Below are 21,008 nucleotides of genomic sequence, written 5' to 3'. Positions count from 1 at the left end.
AATCTAAGTTCAAATACTAAATCCGACTATATTTTCGTCAAAATTATATATTTAACTTTTTATTTTCAAGTTGACCGACATTGAAAGATGCTGCAGTGTTCTTTTGGTAGTGGACTTAACTATATGACTCTGGCGGTTATTTGGATGGTATCATGGATGCTATCTCAGCGGCAAGCTGCGATTTTGGCATGGTCTGAAGTGTTATTCTGCCAGGGCCTGTTACCACTGTATTGAAGAATCCCTCTCCTCCAAATAACATATTCATGGCACCACCCTTTACTGTCTCTGCGTTCAAGGAACATGTTGCATCCATCATTGCAAGATAACCTGTGTCAATAACCATCTGCTGTCCCGGTGCAAGCATGTAATCCACAACAGAACCATCGATTTCAAGGAACACTATTCCCTGACCTGTAATCCTCTGCATAATAAATCCCTCACCTCCAAAAAAACCGCCTGCAACTTTTTTTTGGAAAGCTATCTCCAGATTCACCCCCGGTGTCGATGCAAGGTATGCTGACTTCTGACAAATGATCTCCTTGCCAGGTCCTATCTCAACCGCCATGATATTTCCCACAAAGCTTGAACCGAATGCTATCAGTCCAGGTCCCCCCTGAGCCGTATATGTATTTCGGAACATCGATTCACCGGATATGGCCCTAGTGAACATCTTGCCTACTCCGCCACCTGATGTCTGCATCTGCATATTCGGAGACATCCATACCATTGCACCTTTTTCGCAGTTTATAGATTCCCCTGCCTCCAGAATGATTTCTACCACAGGCATCATGCCGCCTTTGATCTCGTATCTCATATAATCTTACCTCCCTGTATTCTTCATATTTAAATATGAGTTTCATTTTTTTAATTGGTACAAATGTATTATATAGTAAATACTATTCATATAACAATGTTTATTTATAAATCATGAATAAAAGCCTGTTTTTATTAGGCATATCACTTTTTCCCGCTTTTGGAACGAGTTTTTTCATATATTAATTGCTTTTTTTGAAACACAATGGTATATTTATTCAGATAAAATATGAAAGGAAGATGTAAAAATGAAACTCAAAAACTTATTAGCAATTTCAATGTCAGCAGTTCTGGCTATGACAGCTCTTACTGCTTGTGGAAGCAAGGATGATTCTTCGGAGGCAGCTTCAGAGAGTGCTTCATCATCAAAGAAGACTGCAAAGGTCATAGAGATTGACCTTACAGACGAGCAGTATGCTTTCGGTGTTGATAAGGATCAGCCTGAGCTCTTAACACAGGTCAATGATTTCATCAAGTCAATGAACGAGGATGGATCATTTGAGGAGATCTGCAATCACTATTTCGGTGACGGCGAGCCAGTTGCCGTTGAGTCGGCAACACTCGATGCAAACAAGGATCAGCTTGTAGTTGCAACAAATGCTGCATTCGAGCCATTTGAGTATACAAAGGGTGAGAACTACTATGGTGTCGATATGGAGATAGCTAAGGCTCTCGCAGACAAGCTTGGCAAGGAGCTCGTTATCCAGAACATGGATTTCGATGCTGTATGTCTCTCAGTTGGTCAGCACAAGTGTGATATCGCTATGGCAGGTCTTACTATAAAGCCAGACCGTGAGGAGTATGTAAGCTTCTCAGATTCATACTACAAGGCTTCTCAGAAGCTTATCGTTACATCAGACAATACAGAGTTTGATGAGTGCAAGACAGCTGATGATGTCAACAAGATCCTTCAGGCTAAGGGTTCAGACATGAAGATTGGTTTCCAGACAGGTACTACCGGACAGTTCTACTGCGAGGGTGACGCAGACTGGGGATTCACAAAGCTTGCTATGACTTCAACAGGCTACAAGAACGGTTCTCTTGCAGTTCAGGATCTTTTAAATGGTAACCTCAACTATGTTATCATCGATGCTGCTCCTGCAGCCAGCATCACTGCTGCTCTTAACGCAATGCAGTAAATTTTAATTCGGATTTAGTAATTTTAGTATTAACGCCAATTATGTTTGAAAGGATATTTCATGGGAGACATTTCTACAAAAATACAAAAGTTCATAGAAATATTCATCGACAACAACGGGTATGTTAAGGTAGTCGAGGGTCTGAAGAATACTGTGATAATAGCCATTGCCGGTCTTATCATCGGTATAATAATCGGTACCCTCATAGCTACCGTCAGGGTAATTCCAAAGTACAAGCGTCTGCCTAGAGTTCTGGATGCAATCTGCAGTGTATATGTAGGTTTCTTCCGTGGAACACCTATGGTTGTACAGCTTCTTCTCTTCTACTATGTTCTTCTTCCTATAGTGGGAGGACACATGACAGGAGTTCAGGTGGCTATGCTTGTATTCGGACTCAACAGCGGTGCCTACATCTCAGAGATCATGCGTGGTGGTATACTCTCCGTTGATCCAGGTCAGATGGAAGGTGGACGTGCCATGGGGCTCAGTTTTTCAACTACCATGCTCAAAATCGTTATACCTCAGGCAGTCAAGAATATTCTGCCAACCCTTGGAAATGAATTTATTTCTTTAATAAAGGAGACTTCAGTTGTAAGTTTTGTCGGAGCAACTGATCTCTACGTTGCATTCAACTACATCGGAAGTAACAGCTACGAATTCATGGTCCCTTATCTGGTCATGGCACTTATCTACATCGTGATGGTGCTTCTCATCAGCCTGGGAATCAAATTAATGGAAAGGAGCCTGAGAAAGAGTGATAGACGTCATTAATCTTGAAAAAAGCTTCGGTGATAACAAGGTCTTAAACGGCATCAATATCACCATAGACAAAGGCGATATAATGGTTGTTATCGGCCCTTCAGGTTCTGGTAAAAGTACATTTCTTCGCTGTTTGAACTGTATGGAAGATCCTACCGGCGGCCAGATTATATTCAACGGTGTTGATATAGCAGACCCTAAGGTTGATATCAACATACACCGCCGTCATATGGGTATGGTTTTCCAGCATTTCAACCTGTATAACAACAAGACTGTTATACAGAATATCATGCTTGCACCTGTCTATGTCAGATGTCAGGATCTGAAAAAGGCAAAGCGGCATAATCTTCTGCTTCCTGTCACCAATCTCTTCCGCAAGGAAAAGCAGACAAAGCAGGAAATCACAACAACAAAATCAGAGATAATTGCCGAGGCACATGCAAAGGCTGAGGAACTCCTGAAAAGGATCGGTCTGGAGGACAAGGCGGATGTATATCCATCTACTCTCTCAGGCGGTCAGAAGCAGCGTGTTGCCATCGTCCGTGCTCTTGCCATGAATCCTGATGTCATTCTGTTTGATGAGCCAACCTCCGCTCTTGACCCTGAGATGGTCGGTGAGGTTCTTGATCTCATGAAGGCTCTTGCAGATGAAGGCATGACAATGATTATTGTTACCCATGAGATGGGATTTGCCAGGGAGGTTGCCAATAAGGTCGTATTTATTGACGACGGACAGATTCTTGAATCCGGTACACCGGAGGAATTCTTCGGCAACCCTAAGAATCCTAGACTTAAGGATTTTCTTTCAAAGGTGTTATAAGACATTTTATCTGTGTTTTTTAAGACAGATTGTAATATCGCAGTTTATCCGGCATGTATGGCATTTCATACTTGCCGGTTTTTTTAGACCGTTATCTGCTGTTCCCTGTTTCTTTTTAATATAATTCTCTTTAATTTAATTCTTGATCCATTTCATATTTAAGTTCATTTTTTCAATTTATTTCCTTATTAGCTATGTACTTTTGGGCTCTTATACTTTATAATAACAATAATTTGGGCATTTTTATAAAAGAAAATAAACGATGTCCGGCAATGTTTAAAATCACATTAAAATACTTCTTTATTTTGTGTGATTTCATGTAGTTTTCAGTGCTCTCGCTCTGAACAAGAATCATTTTACAATAAGGAGAAAGATATGCCAAAAAGAGAAGACATTAACAAAGTTCTGATAATAGGATCTGGTCCAATCATCATCGGTCAGGCATGTGAGTTCGACTACTCAGGTACTCAGGCGTGCAAGGCCCTTAAGAAGCTTGGTTACGAGATCGTATTGGTCAATTCCAACCCTGCTACCATCATGACAGATCCTGAGACAGCTGATGTCACATACATTGAGCCGCTCAATGTCAAGAGACTTGAGCAGATAATTGCAAAAGAGAGACCTGACGCTCTTCTTCCAAATCTCGGAGGACAGTCAGGACTTAACCTTTGTGCTGAACTTGCAAAAGAAGGCATCTTAGACAAATACAATGTCAAGGTCATCGGTGTTCAGGTAGATGCCATTGAGCGCGGTGAGGACAGAATCGAATTCAAGAAATCCATGAACGCAATCGGAATAGAAATGGCAAGAAGCGAGGTTGCCTACTCTGTAGATGAGGCTCTCGCCATCGCAGATCAGCTCGGATACCCTGTTGTTCTTCGTCCTGCATACACCATGGGCGGTGCCGGCGGCGGACTCGTATACAACAAGGAGGAGCTCAAGACTGTCTGTGCAAGAGGTCTCCAGGCCAGCCTTGTAGGTCAGGTTCTCGTTGAGGAGTCAATCCTCGGATGGGAGGAGCTTGAGCTTGAAGTTGTACGTGACTGCGAAGGCAATATGATCACTGTATGTTTCATCGAGAACATCGATCCTCTCGGCGTACACACAGGTGATTCATTCTGCTCCGCTCCTATGCTTACAATCTCTGAGGACGTTCAGAAGAGACTTCAGGAGCAGGCATACAAGATCGTTGACTCTGTTGAGGTCATCGGTGGAACAAATGTACAGTTCGCACATGACCCTGTATCTGACAGAATCATCGTAATCGAGATCAACCCTAGAACATCCCGTTCTTCTGCTCTGGCATCAAAGGCTACAGGATTCCCTATTGCCCTTGTGTCAGCCATGCTGGCAACAGGACTTACCCTCAAGGATATCGAGTGCGGTAAGTACGGCACACTGGATAAATACGTTCCGGACGGTGACTATGTGGTTATCAAGTTCGCACGTTGGGCATTCGAGAAGTTCAAGGGTGTTGAGGACAAGCTCGGAACCCAGATGCGTGCCGTAGGTGAGGTTATGAGTATCGGTAAGACCTACAAGGAGGCATTCCAGAAGGCTATCCGAAGCCTTGAGACAGGAAGATACGGTCTCGGCTACGCCAAGGACTACAATACAAAGAGCAAGGATGAACTATTGCGCATGCTTGCACATCCATCAAGCGACAGACATTTCATCATGTACGAGGCGCTCAGAAAGGGTGCTACAGTAGATGAGATTTTCGATATAACAAAGGTTAAGCACTACTTCGCCCAGCAGATGAAGGAACTCGTTGAGGAAGAGGAAGCACTCGCAGCACACAAGGGCACTCTCCCATCTGACGAGGCACTCACCACTGCAAAGAAAGACGGTTTCTCAGACAGATACCTCAGCCAGATTCTTGAGATTCCTGAGGAGGACATCAGAAATAAGAGAATCGAGCTCGGAGTTACTGAGGCATGGGAAGGCGTACACGTAAGTGGAACAAAGGACAGCGCTTACTACTACTCCACATACAATGCACCTGACAGCAATCCGATAAATGAGGACAAGCCAAAGGTTATGATCCTCGGCGGAGGTCCTAACAGAATCGGTCAGGGTATCGAGTTTGACTACTGCTGCGTACATGCATCACTGGCACTTAAGAAGCTCGGATTTGAGACTATCATAGTAAACTGTAATCCAGAAACTGTTTCAACTGACTATGATACATCAGATAAGCTCTACTTTGAGCCACTTACACTTGAGGATGTTCTCAGCATTTACAACAAGGAAAAGCCAGTGGGCGTCATCGCACAGTTCGGCGGTCAGACACCTCTTAACCTTGCTTCTGACCTTGAGAAGAACGGCGTAAAGATCCTCGGTACATCTCCTGCTGTCATCGATCTTGCAGAGGACAGAGATCTCTTCCGTGAGATGATGGATAAGCTTGATATCCCTATGCCAGAATCTGGTATGGCTACTACTGTTGACGAGGCACTTGAGATTGCTCACAAGATTGGCTATCCAGTCATGGTCCGTCCATCATACGTTCTCGGTGGACGTGGTATGGAGGTCGTATACGATGACGAGAGCCTTGACGGATATATGAGAGCTGCCGTTGGTGTCACACCTGACAGACCTATACTTATAGACAGATTCCTGAATCACGCCCTTGAGTGTGAGGCTGATGCCATAAGCGACGGAACTCACGCATTTGTTCCTGCCGTTATGGAGCACATCGAGCTTGCCGGAATTCACTCAGGTGATTCAGCCTGCATCATTCCTTCAGTACACATCACTGCTGAGAATGTTGCTACTATCAAGGAATATACAAAGAAGATCGCTGAGGAAATGCATGTCGTAGGTCTTATGAACATGCAGTACGCTATTGAGAAAGGCAAGGTATATGTTCTCGAGGCAAATCCTAGAGCATCCCGTACAGTACCTCTCGTATCAAAGGTATGTAACGTGCGCATGGTTCCTATCGCTACTGATATCATCACATCAGAGCTCACAGGAAGACCATCTCCTGTTCCAGCTCTCAAGGAGCAGCACATACCATATTACGGAGTTAAGGAGGCTGTATTCCCATTCAACATGTTCCCAGAGGTTGACCCGATCTTAGGACCTGAGATGAGATCTACAGGTGAGGTTCTCGGACTTTCAACCTACTACGGAGAGGCATTCTACAAGGCTCAGGAGGCTACACAGACTCTCCTTCCTACAAGCGGAACTGTCCTGATCTCTGTAAACAGAAAGGACAAGGATGAGGTTATCGAGATCGCTCAGCTCTTCGAGAAAGCTGGTTTCAAGATCCTTGCTACAAGCGGAACATATGCCATAATTACGGCTGCCGGAGTTAAAGCTGAGAAAGTCAAAAAGCTCCAGGAGGGCAGGCCAAACATCAATGACCTTATAACAAATGGCTCTATAGACCTGATAATCAATTCTCCGAGCGGTAAGGAAAGTGCCCACGACGATAGTTACCTCAGAAAGGCTGCCATCAAGGCAAAGATTCCTTATGTGACTACAATTGCAGGCGCAAGAGCAACCGCAAAGGGTATCCTGTACGTTCAGGCACATGGCGACAGCGATGTGAAGTCACTGCAGGAGCTTCACAGTGAGATAAAGGACGCTGAGTAATATCGGGCGCGGGCGGTTTTGCCGCTCAGGTGGCCCTGCTGATTGATGGCAGAAGCTGCTTCTTGGCGGCATGGCTGTTTATTTAGCTTGCTGTTTGCCGGTTCGTGGATTAGCAAGCTTGCTCAGCATTCAAAATTGCATAAATTTTTCGCTAGAATGATAAAAACCGGGAAAAAGATACAATTTCTAATAATTTTGTATCTTTTTCCTGGTTTTCTTTTGATTTGCGAAAATATTATGCGCTTTTTATTGATTGTCTTTCTCGTCAAACTGCACTTCTCGATTAGTTTCAAACTATAAATCTGCTACACTCCACGAACTGAGTGTCTTCAATATAATCGCAAGTGTATCTTCCCTCGCCTTCTGACATTCCTGCGGGAATTTCTTCTCTCTAGGCAGTGCGCCATTGTTCACCGGGAAATATCCCAGATTGTGACTGCCTGTCTCCGAATTTATATGCCTGTAACCGTGCGTAAAGTTCTCACGCTTAAGTCTCTCCATAAGCAGCTCCGAGTCATGCTTTGACGGCACAGATTCATCGTGGGTCGATGTGAGGAAAAGAATGTCACCGCATATCTTTTCAACCGGGATCTCATTCTCTATCGTTCCATTTTTCTCCCACTCTTCAAAGAAGTACAGCACGCGCATATGATGTTCCTTTATGCATCTTTTCAGGAAATTGGAAAACATATGTGCATTTGACACATACGGAAAGTCTTTTCCACGATAGGAAACCATCGCCTTGCAAGGATCAAGATCAGCCTTGCCGCTGCCCTGCATGATATGTCCAAATGTTGATGCTGCTATAACCAGACTTATATCCGGCACGACCGAAGCAGCAAGCAGCGCCATTCCCGCGCCCTTAGAATTGCCATATATCCCGAACCTTCTGTATTTCCCGGATCCATACTCCTTCATGTGGTCGACAGCAGTCTGGAACATCTCCAATGGAATCGCCCTCATGGTATCTGGAAGTCCCGGTGCACCATAATATGTCATGGCAAGAACAGAGTATCCCTTCTTTGCAAATAGCCCGGCATACTTCTCAGGAAGTTCCAGTCCTTTTAGTCCCTGGATGACGATAAGCAGTCTGTCATCCTCACTTTCTGTGTCATACAAGATCCCCTCAAATCCATCCTTCAGATATGTATATTTTGATTTCTTCATAAAGTCCCTTCTCCTATTGGACTATAGTCTATTTTTAACGTCATTGTATCCGTGTGACATGGAAATTACAGCACTCATCCCCCCTGTCCAAGAGTCTTGGTACGATGAAGCTGGCCTCCTTCATTCCTGTATCCATTCCTTAAGTGCGGCTGAGAGTCTTCTGTCTATATCCTTTCTCGTCGCCTCGCACTCATTTGGATAATCCTTTGCAGCCTTGAATATAAACTTCATGACGAATTTCAGTCCAATCGGAAGTGCCATACGAAGCATCGATTCCGGCAGCACAAAATGGGTTCCGTGCTCATACACAAGCGGCACATACTCACATGTATGCGGACGTTCCTTCAGTCGCTGATCCATTCTGCGGATGTATTTGCCCGCCTCCCAGAATGAGTCGTCATCTGCGCCAATAAGAAACAGCTTTCCCTTTATATTCTCAACCTTGATCATTTACTCTTCTGTGTGTTCCCTGACTTTTTCCGAATCAATAAACAGGCAGGTACTGCGCTCAATGTCGCCGGAGCCCTTTGTCTCCTCCTCGATTTTCTGCCAGTACACAGGATGCTCATACACAAATGGCATGTAAGCAAGAGGCTCGCCTCTCCACGAAAGAGTCGATGCACCCGGTATCGGCCATTCCTTACATCCGTCTTTGTTGCCCTGTTCAAATCCCTGCCATACAAAGTCACTTGCCGTAAGTCCAAATGTCAATGTGATATCAGGAAAATACGACGCCGCAACCAGGGAATCCATGCCAGCTGTACTCATTCCCATGATTCCTATTTTCCGGTTTTCATAACTTTTCAGCCATGCAATAGCCGTCTCTATTCTCTCAAGCGGGTTATTTACATGGCTGTAATTCTTCTTTCCGGGAGATATGCAGAGTGCGTTCACACCATTTTTGTGCAGCCACTTTGCTCCGCACTTCGCCATAAAATCATTCGGATCGTCTCCAAACAGTCCTATGAATGCACAGTCAGCCCCATTTGGATTCTCGTAATATGTTCCATAGAATCCGTCCTTCTCGATCTCAAAAAACTGTTTTTTCACAACTTTTCCCTCCATTTTCCTGTATGCTCCAGACCGCCCTCGCTGCCTGATAACACAATGACAACTTTATCTCTTCTGTCAGCAACCAGATATAAGACACAATCCGCCTTGTGCAGTGTTTCTTTTATAGTCTCAGAACCTTTCATTTGTTACATCCCCCTGATCCAATTCTCTTAACAACCATAATGTTAGTCGCTACTAACTTTATTGTCAACTGTTATTGCTTTATAAATCAAAAAAACTCCCGCAAATAAAAAAGCACCCGCAAACACATCTTCTAAGACCTGATGATGTGTTTGCGGATGCCATTTGCATCGTATTATTCTTCTATATAAAAGACAGCCTTGCCACTTCCTGCGTTTTCTCTTGCTGATGCAAAAATCGAAGAATATGTATCATGCTTTCTGAAAAATTCACTACCAGCAGCACAACATAGCCATCATCATATACGGGATAGCCAAGATATTGACCGTCTATCGGTAGCACCTTTTGATATTATATTAGCATCAAGCCTCACTCATGCCAAACATATATCGATGGGAAGACACCTTATAGCAAACAATAATATTCAATACTTAATTGATATATCCAATTTCATTCATTTGTTTTGAAATTTTTTACCGCCATTGCAATCATTGCCACACTATATATCAATACAATTATCAACATAAATCGTGAAATCATAAAACCAACAGTGAACTGTATCGGAATACAAATCAGCGGTATTAGTATAATCGAAAATATGATTGAAAATATGGGATGTTTCCTCTTGATATTGAAATATAGAGCAAGTATTGCCATAGCAATGCCACTCAAGAACATAATTCCCAATACTATAAGTAAAAATGTTATTGTATTTCCCATAATAAACTCCTCCATTAAATATTATAATACAGAGTTTCCCTATCATCTATCGCAAAACTTACTTTCTAGGACCAGCTCCATATTGGTCATTTCTACTGTAAGCAAAAGAGCAGCCAGACAAAATTTTGCCTGACTGCTGATAGGTGCTTCCCCAATTATTACATATAAATATTTACTTCTATTGAACCCTACAGTTCCTTGTGGCGTGCAAAGTAATCCTTTGTCTCTGCCACAACCACACTGCTGAGTGCAAGCAGTGCTATGATATTCGGAATCGCCATAAGTCCGTTAAATATATCAGCGATAGTCCATACAGCCTTAACTGTCATGTATGGTCCGATAAATACGCAAAGTATGTATAACCAACGATAGATCTGAACTGAAACCTTGCTGCCATTTGTGAGGTACTCAAGACACCTCTCACCATAGTAATCCCAGCCAAGGATAGTTGTAAATGCAAAGAATACAAGGCAGATCATAAGGATGAATGCTGCAACCTGACCTGGCATAAAGAAAAGTCCCTTCTGGAATGCATCAGTTGTGACTGCGATTCCCTCAAGGCTGCCATCCTGCCAGCTTCCCATCATAACGATTGAAAGACCTGTCATTGTACATACGATGATAGTATCAATAAATGTACCTGTCATTGTTACAAGTCCCTGACGAACAGGCTCCTTTGTCTGAGCGGCTGCTGCTGCGATAGGTGCAGAACCAAGACCAGCCTCATTCGAGAAGATACCACGTGCAACACCCTTCTGCATGGCAATTGCAAGACTTGCTGTAACACCACCTGCAAATGACATAGGCTTAAATGCGCACTTGACTATTGTTGCAAATGCAGCTGGAACTTTATTTATATTAACTATGATAAGAACCAGACACACCACAATGTAGAGAACTGCCATGAATGGCACTATAACCTGAGAAACCTTTGATATTCTCTGGATTCCACCGATTACGACAAGTCCTACAAGGATTGCAAGTATAAATGCTGTGATGACGATGGCTATTGAGTAGTCATTTCCAAGGATTGATACTGTATTGGCCTTGTCAGGATCAAAGAAAGCCTGAACTGCAGAAGCAATACCATTTACCTGTGTAAATGTACCGATACCCATAAGACCTACGCATGCTCCGAAGAATGCAAATATCTTTGCAAGCCACCTCCACTTGTGACCCATACCGCTCTCAATGTAATAGAAAGGTCCTCCGAGAACGTGTCCATCCTCGTCAATCTTTCTGTACTTTACAGCAAGCAGTCCCTCTGAATACTTTGTTGCCATTCCAAAAAGCGCTGCGATCCACATCCAAAAAAGTGCTCCGGGACCACCGGCAAGGATACCTATAGCTGTTGCTACTCCTACGATATTACCTGTACCGATAGTTGCTGAAAGTGCTGTACATAACGCGCCAAAGCTCGTCACCTCTCCTGTACCGTCTTCCTCATTCTTAATCATGAATCTCAGTGCCTTTGGCAGATGAACTATCTGAAGGAACTTAAGTCTGATCGTCAGATAGATTCCGCAGACGATGATGAGTATTATGAGTGGCAAGCCCCAGACAATATCATCAACTTTGCCTAAAAAGTTTGTGAATGCGTCCATGTTTCTCCTCCTGTTTTTTTATTTATAATTCACAAGTGTAAATTATAGCATAAAAATTCTTAAATAAAAACGAAAAAACACGCATTTTCAAGATTTTTCTTGCTTTTTTGCGTGTTTTTTCGAATATTTATTTATTATATTGCGAAATCTCGTCAATTTATATTCTTTACCGTCTCTTTGCCAGATGTGTTTTGTCATTACTTCTTATAAGCATCCACACAAGTGAACTGACAAGAAGAAGTATTGGATAAAACAGATTTGGAATTATCTGGAATGCTGATATCTCATGTCCCAGCTCCGACACCGCTGATATTGCAACAAGCATCTGAGCACCGTAAGGAATGATTCCCTGGAATATGCATGAAAATGTATCAAGCAGTGACGCAGATCTCTTCGGTGATATACCATAATCCTCTGCCATCTCCTTTGCTATCGGATTTGCCATGACTATCGCGACCGTATTGTTGGCTGTGGCTATGTCCATGGCTCCAACCAGAAGTCCGATTCCGAGCTGACCTCCCTTGTCACCCTTGAACACCTTCTTTATAGCCGAAAGCAGTGCCTCAAATCCGCCATACTCCCTGATGAGCGAACACATGGCAGCCACAAGTACAGCAACCATACTCGTCTCGAACATTCCAGCTGCACCGCTTCCCATATTCGTCAGGAGATCCACTGCTGCCGTCTGCCCTGTGGCAAGCATAATGATGGAACCTGACACGATTCCAACTATCAGGACTACAAACACATTAAATCCCACTATTCCTCCTATGAGTACCAGAACATAAGGTATAATCTGTATCATATTGTAATCATGGTTCACTACTCCGCCTATCTCAGTATTGAATGACTTAACCAAGATTACTATGAGCGTCACAATCGCCGCAGGAAATGCTATCCAGAAGTTTGCCCTGAACTTATCTTTCATGGCACACCCCTGACCATTACATGCTGCTATGGTCGTATCCGATATGAACGACAGGTTATCTCCGAACATCGCACCGCCCATGATGGACGCCACACAGAGCGGCAGATTAAATCCTGACGCATCGGCAACTGCAACTCCTATAGGCGTCAGAAGTGTTATTGTTCCAACAGACGTTCCCATAGCTGTTGAGACAAAGCATGCTACAACGAACAGAACTGCCACGGAAAATCTCGCCGGAATGATACTCAGCATAAAGTATGCCACACTCTCGGCACTGCTCCGCCCCACGACTCCCACAAATATTCCCGCCGTCAGGAATATGAGCAACATGGTTATTATATTTTTGTCTGTAAGTCCATTTGCCATGATCTGAAGCTTCTCATCAAAGCTTACCTTTCTGTTCTGCAGACATGCCACAAATATCGCCACCATGAAGGCGACCACTATCGGAATATTGTAAAATCCCATCGGAATCTTCAGCACGTACTCAAACAAAATTCCAAGTCCCAGATACAGGACAAGAAAGACGTATATAGGTATCAGTGCCGCACCATTTGACTTCTTCATAATTTTCCCTCTTCTTTCATTATTTTACCTAAATCTGATATCTTTTAATTGAAGCTTTCTGCTGCCATGGTATACAAGATACACCGCATGGACTCTCTCCGGGAAATCCACTCTGTTCTCGCACCATCTCCACTCTGTCTCTGAGATATCTTCAGATACAGGTATATCTATTCTTCCAATACTCTCACCGTCTTCTGTCACGCATATGTCAAAGTATCCTTCTACATTTTCTGCCAGGTCGTTTGCATCCTTGATCTGCTCCTGATTCTCACATCTCTCGTCTACCCTGACAGGTCCCTCGTACACCACCTTATTCGCATCCGTCTCATATCTGACATTCACGCCAAATGTACTGCTGCCCTCAAGCGCAAAATACTTATACCCTATGAGTGTTCCATCCTCTATCTCCGCAATAAATCTATCCTCACCCTTGTTCGTCACATTAGGGAATTCTGTCGTGTATATACTGTTGGAGCCGTGTGGCATATGTCCATTTGTCAGGTTGCATGCTATCACCGCCGGATACGTGCCATTTGCCACAAGCGGGCCATCGTTCAGACCGCAGCTCGTAACCTCCACCTGGTCTATGTGTCCATCCGCAGCTATATATATCTTCTCGGCACAGGCCTGTCTGCTGTAGTCCGACTTATGTGTGAGCCTGTGATAGAACACGTACCACTGACCATCTATGCACTCTATGCTTCCGTGCGTGGTCCCGGTCATATTCAGCTTGTTCTCGAAACTTCTTCCCTTATATCCCACATCGCCATTTGACACTATTGTTCCGCCAAATGTAAATCCGTGATCCGGATAATCGCTCACAGCATAGCACAGCTCATGGTTCTGCCATGACGAATAAACAAAGTAGTATTTGTCTCCCACCTTTCTCATGGATGAACCCTCGAAAAATGGATGCTTCTCAAATGATGTTCCCTTCACGGCATAAGGTATGATGTGCCTCGGTTCTTCCTTAACCGTCAGCATATCGTCCTCAAGCACCACCATGATCGGTCCCATGATGCTGTCCTTGTAGCCAAGTATCTCCTCCTTTGTTCTTCCAAACATAGATACCTCATCATCCAGCCTGCCATTTGTCAGGAAATCAGGCTCCTCCTCGTATCCGTACTGGGTTCCGTAGAATATCCTAATGGTTCCGTCATCATTCATGGCTGCCGGATCAAAGCAAATGTACTTCTTCATAACAGTACCGTCCTTGTACTGCACATGACCAAGATATTCGTATTTGCCCGCCGGTGTATCACACACAGCTACACTGATCGGACCTGTATATCCGCCGTAACCGTAGTCACCGCCCATACAGTAATACAGATAATATCTGCCGTCATTTCCCCTCACGACATCTGGCGCGTACATATACTTCAGCTCCGGGTATGCCGGATCCTGGCTCGCCCTGTATGTAATACCCTCGCATCGCCAGCTTGTCAGATCTTTTACCGGCGCGGAGTACACCACATAATCCTGCATACAGAACGTGTAACCGCCCTCCTTATCGTGAGATCCATAATGATAAACCCTGTCGCCCCATACATGCGGCTCGCCGTCAGGTATGTACTCATTCAACGGCAAAAAAGGGTTGTAAACCTGCCTGTTCATATATCTTCTCCTTCTTGTATCAATTTTTTCTGTTTCACTAAAACAATAAATACCCAACATGATCCGCGTCATCTACAGACATGTTGGGTTTTCATATTTACAAGTATATTTAATAAAACTTTTTTAGTCAACAAGCACTTATAAAAAAGGCTGCATCTGCTCGCAGAGTTTCTTCTCAAGCTCTATGAGTCTCTTCGTCTTATCCTTCGCCCTGTCATCTGCTGCATTGTATTCGTTCAGATATTTGTTCAGCGACTTCACACCCATATTGCAGCCATCCGTCATAAGCTCCGCTATGGTATTGTCCGACTCATCCACTATGAGTTTCACATTTGTCTTGATCCAGGACATGCCCTTTGCTATTGGATTTGGATCCTTGCCATCGTCATGGTACTCATCCAGCAGCTTCCGTATCTCCTGTTTTATTGCGTTGTGCTCCTCCTTACATTCTATAAGTGTCTTCTTCATCTTCGCCGCGTGCACATATCCGAGCACCTCATCAATAGACGAAACACCCATCTTGATCCCGGCATCACATTCCCTGAGCAGCTTTATTGTGTCTGGTGATATCATCTCATATACCTCCTTAGCCTGTATATGAGTATGTTACCCGGTGTTTGAAAATTATATACTCTGCTAAACAATCCTTTTTGGAGAGTTTCTTCATATCTTGCAGATCAAAAAAATTATTCCTATCCAGACTAACATTGAACAAACCTCCACAACACAATTGACACCCCACCCCATAATCTTTATACTGTTATTACAAATGTAGTATTAAAGGAGTATAATCTATGAAACACATTCCCCAGATTTCCGAAGCTGAATATGAAGTTATGAAGGTTATATGGAAATATGCCCCTATAAGCACAAATGACATTACTGACAAACTATTGCAGACCACTTCATGGAATCCCAGGACTATCCAGACTCTCATCAAAAGACTTTCTGATAAGTCCGCCATCTCCTATGATAAAAAGGGGCGCATGTTTGTCTACTCCCCTGTCATCAGTCAGGAGGAATATCGAAAACATGAAAGCTCATCTTTTCTAAAGAAGTTTTTCAATGGACACATATCAGACATGGTTTCTGCGTTTGTGGCTAGTGATGAACTTAGTGCTGATGATATAAAGGAACTTCAAGACATATTAAATGGAAAAGGCACCGGGAGGAAATAAGGCTTGACTGAATTTTTCACACATTTTTTTATAAGCAATATATCCATAAGTTTATCTCTGCTGCTACTGATATTTGTTCGATTTATGTTCAGAAAACAGCTAACATGTAACGGCAGATACAACACCATATATATTGTGCTGTTTCTTCTCGTAATTCCATTTATCCCTGTAAATAATTCATTTATATTCCAAGCCATAGGTTTCATACGATCATTATTTCACAGAGGTACTTCTGCCGCAAATACAGTTACTCCTGTGCCTATCAATACCAGCCCTTCATCGAATGTGAACTGGATGAACGACTTTGCTGTATCTGTAAACAGTACATCTACAATATATCCAAAGCTCCTTTTTATTATCTGGCTTGCCGGAGTTTACATATTTTCTATCCGTTTAATAGTGTCAGGCATATCACTATACAAGCTGAAAAAATCTGCTGTTCCAGTCACCGACGATACTGTCATATTGAATATATATTCGGAATGCCTTGAGCTCTGCAATGTGCGCAGATACAAACCGAAATTATATTCCTCCTCTGCTTTATCTGGAGCGGTCATTGTAGGTGTATTCCGCCCTGTTATATATATTCCACGGCAAATCAACGACTGCATATCCGATTACACAATAACCGACCTGAGACATATTTTGTTACATGAACTACAACATTTTAAACGCAAAGACAATGCCGTGAATATGTTTATCTGTATATTCTGCATACTGTATTGGTTCAATCCTGTTGTTATATACACATTACATACAGCAAGACATGACAGAGAAAAAGCATGTGACAATGATGTATTGCAGTACCTTGGTCAAAGCTATGCTGTGAAGTATGGACAGACCATCCTCCGTGCGGCTGCAAGTAGATTCAGTAGTTCATCATCGCTATCATTCAAGAGCAAAAGCAGGAAAAAATTACTTAAAACAAGACTTCAGCTTATTGTTAATTTCAAACCTGTCACCAAGAGAGAAAAACGAAAATGTATATATGCATTTTTCATTATCATATTGCTGATGACTGTATGTGCGCCATTATCTGTATATGCTCTGGATGATACACAATACAAGGATTTTGCCCCAGTGAATCTGGAATCCTTGGATCTATCCAGCTACTTTTTGGGCTACAACGGCTGTTTTGTGCTGTACGACAAAGGAAATGATAAATGGTTTATCTATAACCAGGACAGAGCTCTATGCCGCACTTCACCGGATTCTACATATAAAATATATGACGCAGTGATGGCTCTTGAACATGGCATCATAACTTCCGACAACTCATTTATGCGCTGGGATGGGAGCTCTTACCCTTTTGATGCCTGGAACACAGACCAGACACTTCGATCTGCCATGACCGAATCTGTAAACTGGTATTTTGACAATCTGGATGCAGCTATGGGCCACACAGATGTGAAAAATTTTCTCAGTCTTATCGAATATGGAAATCAGAATATCAATTCAGTTCAAAACTGTTACTGGCTGGAATCCTCTCTGACTATATCCCCGGTAGAGCAGGTAGAACTGCTATGCCACCTGAAAAATAATGATTGGAAACTGTCTAAGACAAATGTGGATACAGTCATGGAGTCCATGTTTATAGCAAACTCAGATGGAAAAAGTCTGTATGGCAAGACAGGTACCGGCAGAGTTAATGATGTAAATATAAACGGCTGGTTCGTTGGATTTATTACATCTAATGATAATGATTACTTTTTCGCCACGAATATATCACTTTCAGAAAATGACAATCAGTTTTTATCAGCGGACGGACTTTCCGCATCGAAGATCTCTCTGTCAATACTGCGTGATCTCGGAATATATGCATATGGATATCAGTCAGAATAAACTGGTATGTCACATTCCATCTTCTCTATATGATTTGACATATATTTGAAAGTACCATCTTCTTCCGGTTTTACTGTAAGTGTATTTCTAAATGCAATGTCCGATCCCTTGTCAGCCCACACCGCATCAACAATAAGTGTAACAGTTCCATCATCGTTGTAGGCATAGTCCACAACCTCTCCGAATGGTGGATACTGTTTTCCAAGGATGACATGATATCTGTACGAATCTTTTTCTGAATTGTAATCACAATTATCCCTCAACTCCGTCACAGTGACAGGGAACATTGACAACATAACAGACTCATATTTGTCTGCATCTATCCATCCACCATCAGGTTTTAGATTTTCACCAGTGTACAGTCTGTATATATCATCAAACATACACGGCACAAGTATATCTGATGCATTTGACTCATCCCAATCGATAACAAGCATATTGTAATTCACATAACTAAGCCCATACACATATTTTCTTGTCAGTTCCCTGCATTCATCCGTCAACGGACTGACTCTGAAATACTCCTTCAGCCCACCATGAGCTATTATATTTGAATATGTATATATAAAGTAGCCTTTTTGTGTGAGTTTCATATCTTTTAAATCCCGTATGCCAGTCGCTATAAACTTCCAGTCATGATTCTCGAATTTTGCTGTGTTGAAAATCATCTGTATCCGGCTGTCATCATACACAAATGTCATCTCCGTCACGCTTGCATCCCTGTTTACCCTATATACGCAAATGTAATCACGCCCTCCACCATCTGTATATTTTCTATAAAATGACTGAAATAGCTGATAATTATACATATTGGTATCATCAGCAAAACATATCAGTCCACTGATTCCTAAGATATCTACTGCACCATATATTAAATCACTATTATCCGAAATATTTTCATCCTCATACAACTTTCTTATGGCATCTGACTGCAATATTCCTATTATATTTACTTTAACATTCTCCATTTCGTCATCGGATAACAGACTATCATCAATAACATTTCCATTCTGATTTATTGTGATGGTCTTATCTCCGTAGTGCTCCTGCCACTCTTTATCAGAAAGCCTGTCTCTGTACCAATATATCCCCTCCTTGCCCATCGTCAGAACATCATTTGACACATACTCAAATCCATCATTTTCTTTCTCCTTTATTGTAACTTTATGTGTAAATAATCTGCCACTCTCATCCTTCTCCGAAACAGCATTTACTATGAGGGTTATTGTTCCGTCAGCATTATGCTCAGCATCCACTACCTCTGGAAATGGAACCAATGGTGTTACACTGTGATCAAACATCCCCCTCGTTCTGTACTGATACATTTGTCTAGACACATCATACACATTGACATGCTGAAGTACGTCTGTAGACACAGGCAAATACTCCTGAAACACCTTCTCATATAACTCTTCTTCTATCATATATGTGACCCCCTCCTCCGAATAGGGACTGGACACACCATATTTCATTTTGTAAAGTGCCTCATAGATATCATAATAATTTATTCTGTTCATATCTGATTCATCCCAGTTTGTGGTAAATAAATTATTCGAATCATATCCAATCGTCTTGATATACTTTCTGTTAAGTACCCTTAATTTCTCATCCAGGGGCTCAACTCGTAATGCCGTATACGCAGAATCTCCGTCATATCCTCCCATCCTGTACCTCTCAAAAAATAGATATCCATCTGTGTATTTCCATGTATAGGCCTTATATTTTTCCTCATTTTTTTCGACAAAACTGTTATTATCCCACACATAGAATCGTCTGGCTATCATCACATTGTTACCGCCTGATTTAAAATCAAACCTTACAAAGGACTTATCATACATGACCTGCAGTATTGTACATCCCGCATCTCTGTCTTCAGCCACCTCTGATAAAAACATCTCGGCATTCTTTGCATTTGCCATATTGATCTGATTCTCCACATCCACAGCTATGTACCCCTTACTTCCCATTGATTCTATTACGGTCCTAGTCTGATTCAGTTTTTCTTCCTCGGTCTTGCGTTTCATATCCTGACAGGATGAATATATATCATCCAAATCTGCAATAAACTGATTTTCATCAGATATACTAAAATCAATAACTGTCCGCTCTGCGTCCGTCACTGCTTTTTTATTGGAACAACTGCATAACAATATGGCTATGCCAACCAAAAGCAGCATACAATATAACTTCTTGCATATATTACATATGTAGTATTTCGAGATAAAAAAATATAAGCTCATCATATTAAAACTCCTTTATAATAAATATTACGTTTGTAATATTTATTATAAAGGAGTTTATTGCTGTGTCAATACTAATTACTTATAACTTTGCCCTGCGATTAAGTAACTCCCGGCAACACAGAGGAATGCCATTGTGGTTATCTGCTATCCTGCGCCTGAACTGATTTATGACATAAGGATTCTCAACGACAAGATCGCCAAGCACCATAAGTCCTCCTGTGATCGCACCGCATGTCAAGCCGCACTTCATGCCACCGCCGAAATTGGAACTGAGCTTCGCCGCCATGTCACCGGTAATTCCAAGTTCTTCTGCATAAGCTCTCAGAATTGTCTGCGCACAGTTGCTCACCATTGGATTTTCATTTCTTATGCTCATTGCTTTTTCTATATGTTTGTTCATCTCATATTTCTCCGTTCCTGTTTATTGCCCTCATATCACGGGAAACTTCAGCTGCATCCCTATACTTTCCCTGTGCAGCATGCTCACGAGACTTCTCTAACTTTTCAAGAATTTCATTCTCTGTCATTTTTTCATATGGATTTTTACTTATCCTCTTTATTTCAAACGGAAAGCCATTTGCAGCCAGTGCCTGCGTTAAAAAAATACGAATTGCTGTTGTTGTATCCGTACCTAAATCTCTAAACAATTCATCTGATTTTACTTTTAATTCATCATCCACTCTAACTTGAATCGTACTTGCCATTTGCTCAACCTCCTAATCACTCAATTCTCTTTATAATATAACAAAAAAGCGCCGTATTGCTGATATGTACCCTCTTTACTGGACAACCAGTAAGGAGGGTATTTTTATGCGTT

19 protein-coding genes are annotated in these 21,008 nt (G+C 42.3%); 6 read left to right on the top strand and 13 right to left on the bottom strand.

Annotated elements, in window-relative coordinates; genetic code table 11:
* Window positions 1–136: 136 nt before the first annotated feature.
* Window positions 137–814 (bottom strand): TIGR00266 family protein, encoded by a 678-nt coding sequence (locus DW025_RS08190; RefSeq protein ID WP_117548866.1) that lies wholly within the window; start codon window positions 812–814, stop codon window positions 137–139.
* Window positions 815–1,061: 247 nt separating this feature from the next.
* Here DW025_RS08190 and DW025_RS08185 point away from each other — a divergent pair, with 247 nt between their 5' ends.
* The 4 genes from DW025_RS08185 (at window position 1,062) to carB (ending at window position 7,134) form a co-directional block, all read left to right on the top strand.
* The gene (locus DW025_RS08185; protein ID WP_117548865.1) at window positions 1,062–1,952 is read left to right on the top strand and encodes a transporter substrate-binding domain-containing protein; all 891 of its coding nucleotides are present in this window, start codon (window positions 1,062–1,064) and stop codon (window positions 1,950–1,952) included.
* Window positions 1,953–2,012: 60 nt separating this feature from the next.
* Window positions 2,013–2,723 (top strand): amino acid ABC transporter permease, encoded by a 711-nt coding sequence (locus DW025_RS08180; protein WP_004853031.1) that lies wholly within the window; start codon window positions 2,013–2,015, stop codon window positions 2,721–2,723.
* Window positions 2,707–3,531, top strand: a complete 825-nt coding sequence (locus DW025_RS08175; RefSeq protein WP_004853032.1) for an amino acid ABC transporter ATP-binding protein — start codon at window positions 2,707–2,709, stop codon at window positions 3,529–3,531. Before DW025_RS08180 ends, DW025_RS08175 begins: the two co-directional genes overlap by 17 nt.
* 375 nt (window positions 3,532–3,906) lie before the next feature.
* Window positions 3,907–7,134, top strand: a complete 3,228-nt coding sequence (gene carB, locus DW025_RS08170; protein WP_117548864.1) for a carbamoyl-phosphate synthase large subunit — start codon at window positions 3,907–3,909, stop codon at window positions 7,132–7,134.
* Between the two features lie 294 nt (window positions 7,135–7,428).
* On the opposite strand, the gene DW025_RS08160 is transcribed toward carB, so the two are convergent.
* The 9 genes from DW025_RS08160 to DW025_RS08130 all read right to left on the bottom strand — a co-directional run bounded on the left by DW025_RS08160 (window position 7,429) and on the right by DW025_RS08130 (window position 15,501).
* Window positions 7,429–8,301 (bottom strand): acyl-CoA thioester hydrolase/BAAT C-terminal domain-containing protein, encoded by an 873-nt coding sequence (locus tag DW025_RS08160; RefSeq protein WP_118016581.1) that lies wholly within the window; start codon window positions 8,299–8,301, stop codon window positions 7,429–7,431.
* 120 nt (window positions 8,302–8,421) lie between these two features.
* Complete coding sequence (locus DW025_RS15360) at window positions 8,422–8,751, bottom strand: acyl-CoA thioester hydrolase/BAAT C-terminal domain-containing protein (protein WP_330522027.1); 330 nt, start codon at window positions 8,749–8,751, stop codon at window positions 8,422–8,424.
* A complete protein-coding gene (locus DW025_RS15355) occupies window positions 8,752–9,351 on the bottom strand; it encodes a hypothetical protein (protein ID WP_330522025.1) in 600 nt (199 codons plus the stop codon). It abuts the gene before it with no gap.
* Complete coding sequence (locus tag DW025_RS14845) at window positions 9,348–9,497, bottom strand: hypothetical protein (protein ID WP_165854769.1); 150 nt, start codon at window positions 9,495–9,497, stop codon at window positions 9,348–9,350. The genes DW025_RS15355 and DW025_RS14845 overlap by 4 nt, the downstream gene beginning before the upstream one ends.
* A 448-nt stretch (window positions 9,498–9,945) precedes the next feature.
* Window positions 9,946–10,215, bottom strand: a complete 270-nt coding sequence (locus DW025_RS08150; protein WP_117548860.1) for a hypothetical protein — start codon at window positions 10,213–10,215, stop codon at window positions 9,946–9,948.
* A 188-nt stretch (window positions 10,216–10,403) separates the two neighbouring features.
* Window positions 10,404–11,819: an alanine/glycine:cation symporter family protein gene (locus DW025_RS08145; protein ID WP_117548859.1), complete on the bottom strand. Its 1,416-nt coding sequence runs from the start codon at window positions 11,817–11,819 to the stop codon at window positions 10,404–10,406.
* Between the two features lie 166 nt (window positions 11,820–11,985).
* Entirely contained in the window at window positions 11,986–13,314 is a 1,329-nt protein-coding gene (locus DW025_RS08140; protein WP_118016583.1) for a Na+/H+ antiporter NhaC family protein, read from the bottom strand.
* Window positions 13,315–13,338: 24 nt separating this feature from the next.
* A complete protein-coding gene (locus DW025_RS08135; RefSeq protein ID WP_119999543.1) occupies window positions 13,339–14,928 on the bottom strand; it encodes a family 43 glycosylhydrolase in 1,590 nt (529 codons plus the stop codon).
* 138 nt (window positions 14,929–15,066) lie between these two features.
* The gene (locus DW025_RS08130) at window positions 15,067–15,501 is read right to left on the bottom strand and encodes a hypothetical protein (protein WP_117548856.1); all 435 of its coding nucleotides are present in this window, start codon (window positions 15,499–15,501) and stop codon (window positions 15,067–15,069) included.
* A 221-nt stretch (window positions 15,502–15,722) separates the two neighbouring features.
* Between DW025_RS08130 and DW025_RS08125 the strand changes: the two genes are divergently transcribed.
* Both DW025_RS08125 and DW025_RS08120 read left to right on the top strand, forming a co-directional pair.
* Window positions 15,723–16,106, top strand: a complete 384-nt coding sequence (locus DW025_RS08125; protein WP_119999541.1) for a BlaI/MecI/CopY family transcriptional regulator — start codon at window positions 15,723–15,725, stop codon at window positions 16,104–16,106.
* Between the two features lie 3 nt (window positions 16,107–16,109).
* On the top strand, window positions 16,110–17,948 hold the full coding sequence (locus DW025_RS08120; protein WP_119999539.1) for a BlaR1 family beta-lactam sensor/signal transducer: 1,839 nt from the start codon (window positions 16,110–16,112) through the stop codon (window positions 17,946–17,948).
* On the opposite strand, the gene DW025_RS08115 is transcribed toward DW025_RS08120, so the two are convergent.
* The 3 genes from DW025_RS08115 to DW025_RS08105 all read right to left on the bottom strand — a co-directional run bounded on the left by DW025_RS08115 (window position 17,936) and on the right by DW025_RS08105 (window position 20,895).
* Complete coding sequence (locus DW025_RS08115; protein WP_133302883.1) at window positions 17,936–20,125, bottom strand: DUF6070 family protein; 2,190 nt, start codon at window positions 20,123–20,125, stop codon at window positions 17,936–17,938. The genes DW025_RS08120 and DW025_RS08115 overlap by 13 nt on opposite strands.
* A gap of 145 nt (window positions 20,126–20,270) precedes the next feature.
* Window positions 20,271–20,591, bottom strand: coding sequence for a C-GCAxxG-C-C family protein (locus tag DW025_RS08110; protein ID WP_243104947.1), 321 nt, complete (start codon window positions 20,589–20,591; stop codon window positions 20,271–20,273).
* 1 nt (window position 20,592) lies between these two features.
* Window positions 20,593–20,895, bottom strand: a complete 303-nt coding sequence (locus DW025_RS08105; protein ID WP_004851281.1) for a type II toxin-antitoxin system RelB/DinJ family antitoxin — start codon at window positions 20,893–20,895, stop codon at window positions 20,593–20,595.
* Window positions 20,896–21,008: the final 113 nt, after the last annotated feature.

Source organism: Coprococcus sp. AF38-1 (genome assembly GCF_003603945.1).
Classification (GTDB): domain Bacteria; phylum Bacillota; class Clostridia; order Lachnospirales; family Lachnospiraceae; genus Coprococcus; species Coprococcus aceti.
Note: the sequence above shows the minus strand (reverse complement) of the source record. Positions and strands in the feature narration are given on the sequence as shown.

Coding starts and splice junctions, on each gene's coding strand:
- DW025_RS15360 (WP_330522027.1), bottom strand. CDS start 8,751: ATGATCAAGGTTGAGAATATAAAGGGAAAGCTGTTTCTTATTGGCGCA.
- DW025_RS08115 (WP_133302883.1), bottom strand. CDS start 20,125: ATGCTGCTTTTGGTTGGCATAGCCATATTGTTATGCAGTTGTTCCAAT.
- DW025_RS08185 (WP_117548865.1), top strand. CDS start 1,062: ATGAAACTCAAAAACTTATTAGCAATTTCAATGTCAGCAGTTCTGGCT.
- DW025_RS14845 (WP_165854769.1), bottom strand. CDS start 9,497: ATGAAAGGTTCTGAGACTATAAAAGAAACACTGCACAAGGCGGATTGT.
- DW025_RS08140 (WP_118016583.1), bottom strand. CDS start 13,314: ATGAAGAAGTCAAATGGTGCGGCACTGATACCTATATACGTCTTTCTT.
- DW025_RS08180 (WP_004853031.1), top strand. CDS start 2,013: ATGGGAGACATTTCTACAAAAATACAAAAGTTCATAGAAATATTCATC.
- DW025_RS08105 (WP_004851281.1), bottom strand. CDS start 20,895: ATGGCAAGTACGATTCAAGTTAGAGTGGATGATGAATTAAAAGTAAAA.
- carB (WP_117548864.1), top strand. CDS start 3,907: ATGCCAAAAAGAGAAGACATTAACAAAGTTCTGATAATAGGATCTGGT.
- DW025_RS08110 (WP_243104947.1), bottom strand. CDS start 20,591: ATGAACAAACATATAGAAAAAGCAATGAGCATAAGAAATGAAAATCCA.
- DW025_RS08145 (WP_117548859.1), bottom strand. CDS start 11,819: ATGGACGCATTCACAAACTTTTTAGGCAAAGTTGATGATATTGTCTGG.
- DW025_RS08160 (WP_118016581.1), bottom strand. CDS start 8,301: ATGAAGAAATCAAAATATACATATCTGAAGGATGGATTTGAGGGGATC.
- DW025_RS08125 (WP_119999541.1), top strand. CDS start 15,723: ATGAAACACATTCCCCAGATTTCCGAAGCTGAATATGAAGTTATGAAG.
- DW025_RS08150 (WP_117548860.1), bottom strand. CDS start 10,215: ATGGGAAATACAATAACATTTTTACTTATAGTATTGGGAATTATGTTC.
- DW025_RS08190 (WP_117548866.1), bottom strand. CDS start 814: ATGAGATACGAGATCAAAGGCGGCATGATGCCTGTGGTAGAAATCATT.
- DW025_RS08130 (WP_117548856.1), bottom strand. CDS start 15,501: ATGATATCACCAGACACAATAAAGCTGCTCAGGGAATGTGATGCCGGG.
- DW025_RS08135 (WP_119999543.1), bottom strand. CDS start 14,928: ATGAACAGGCAGGTTTACAACCCTTTTTTGCCGTTGAATGAGTACATA.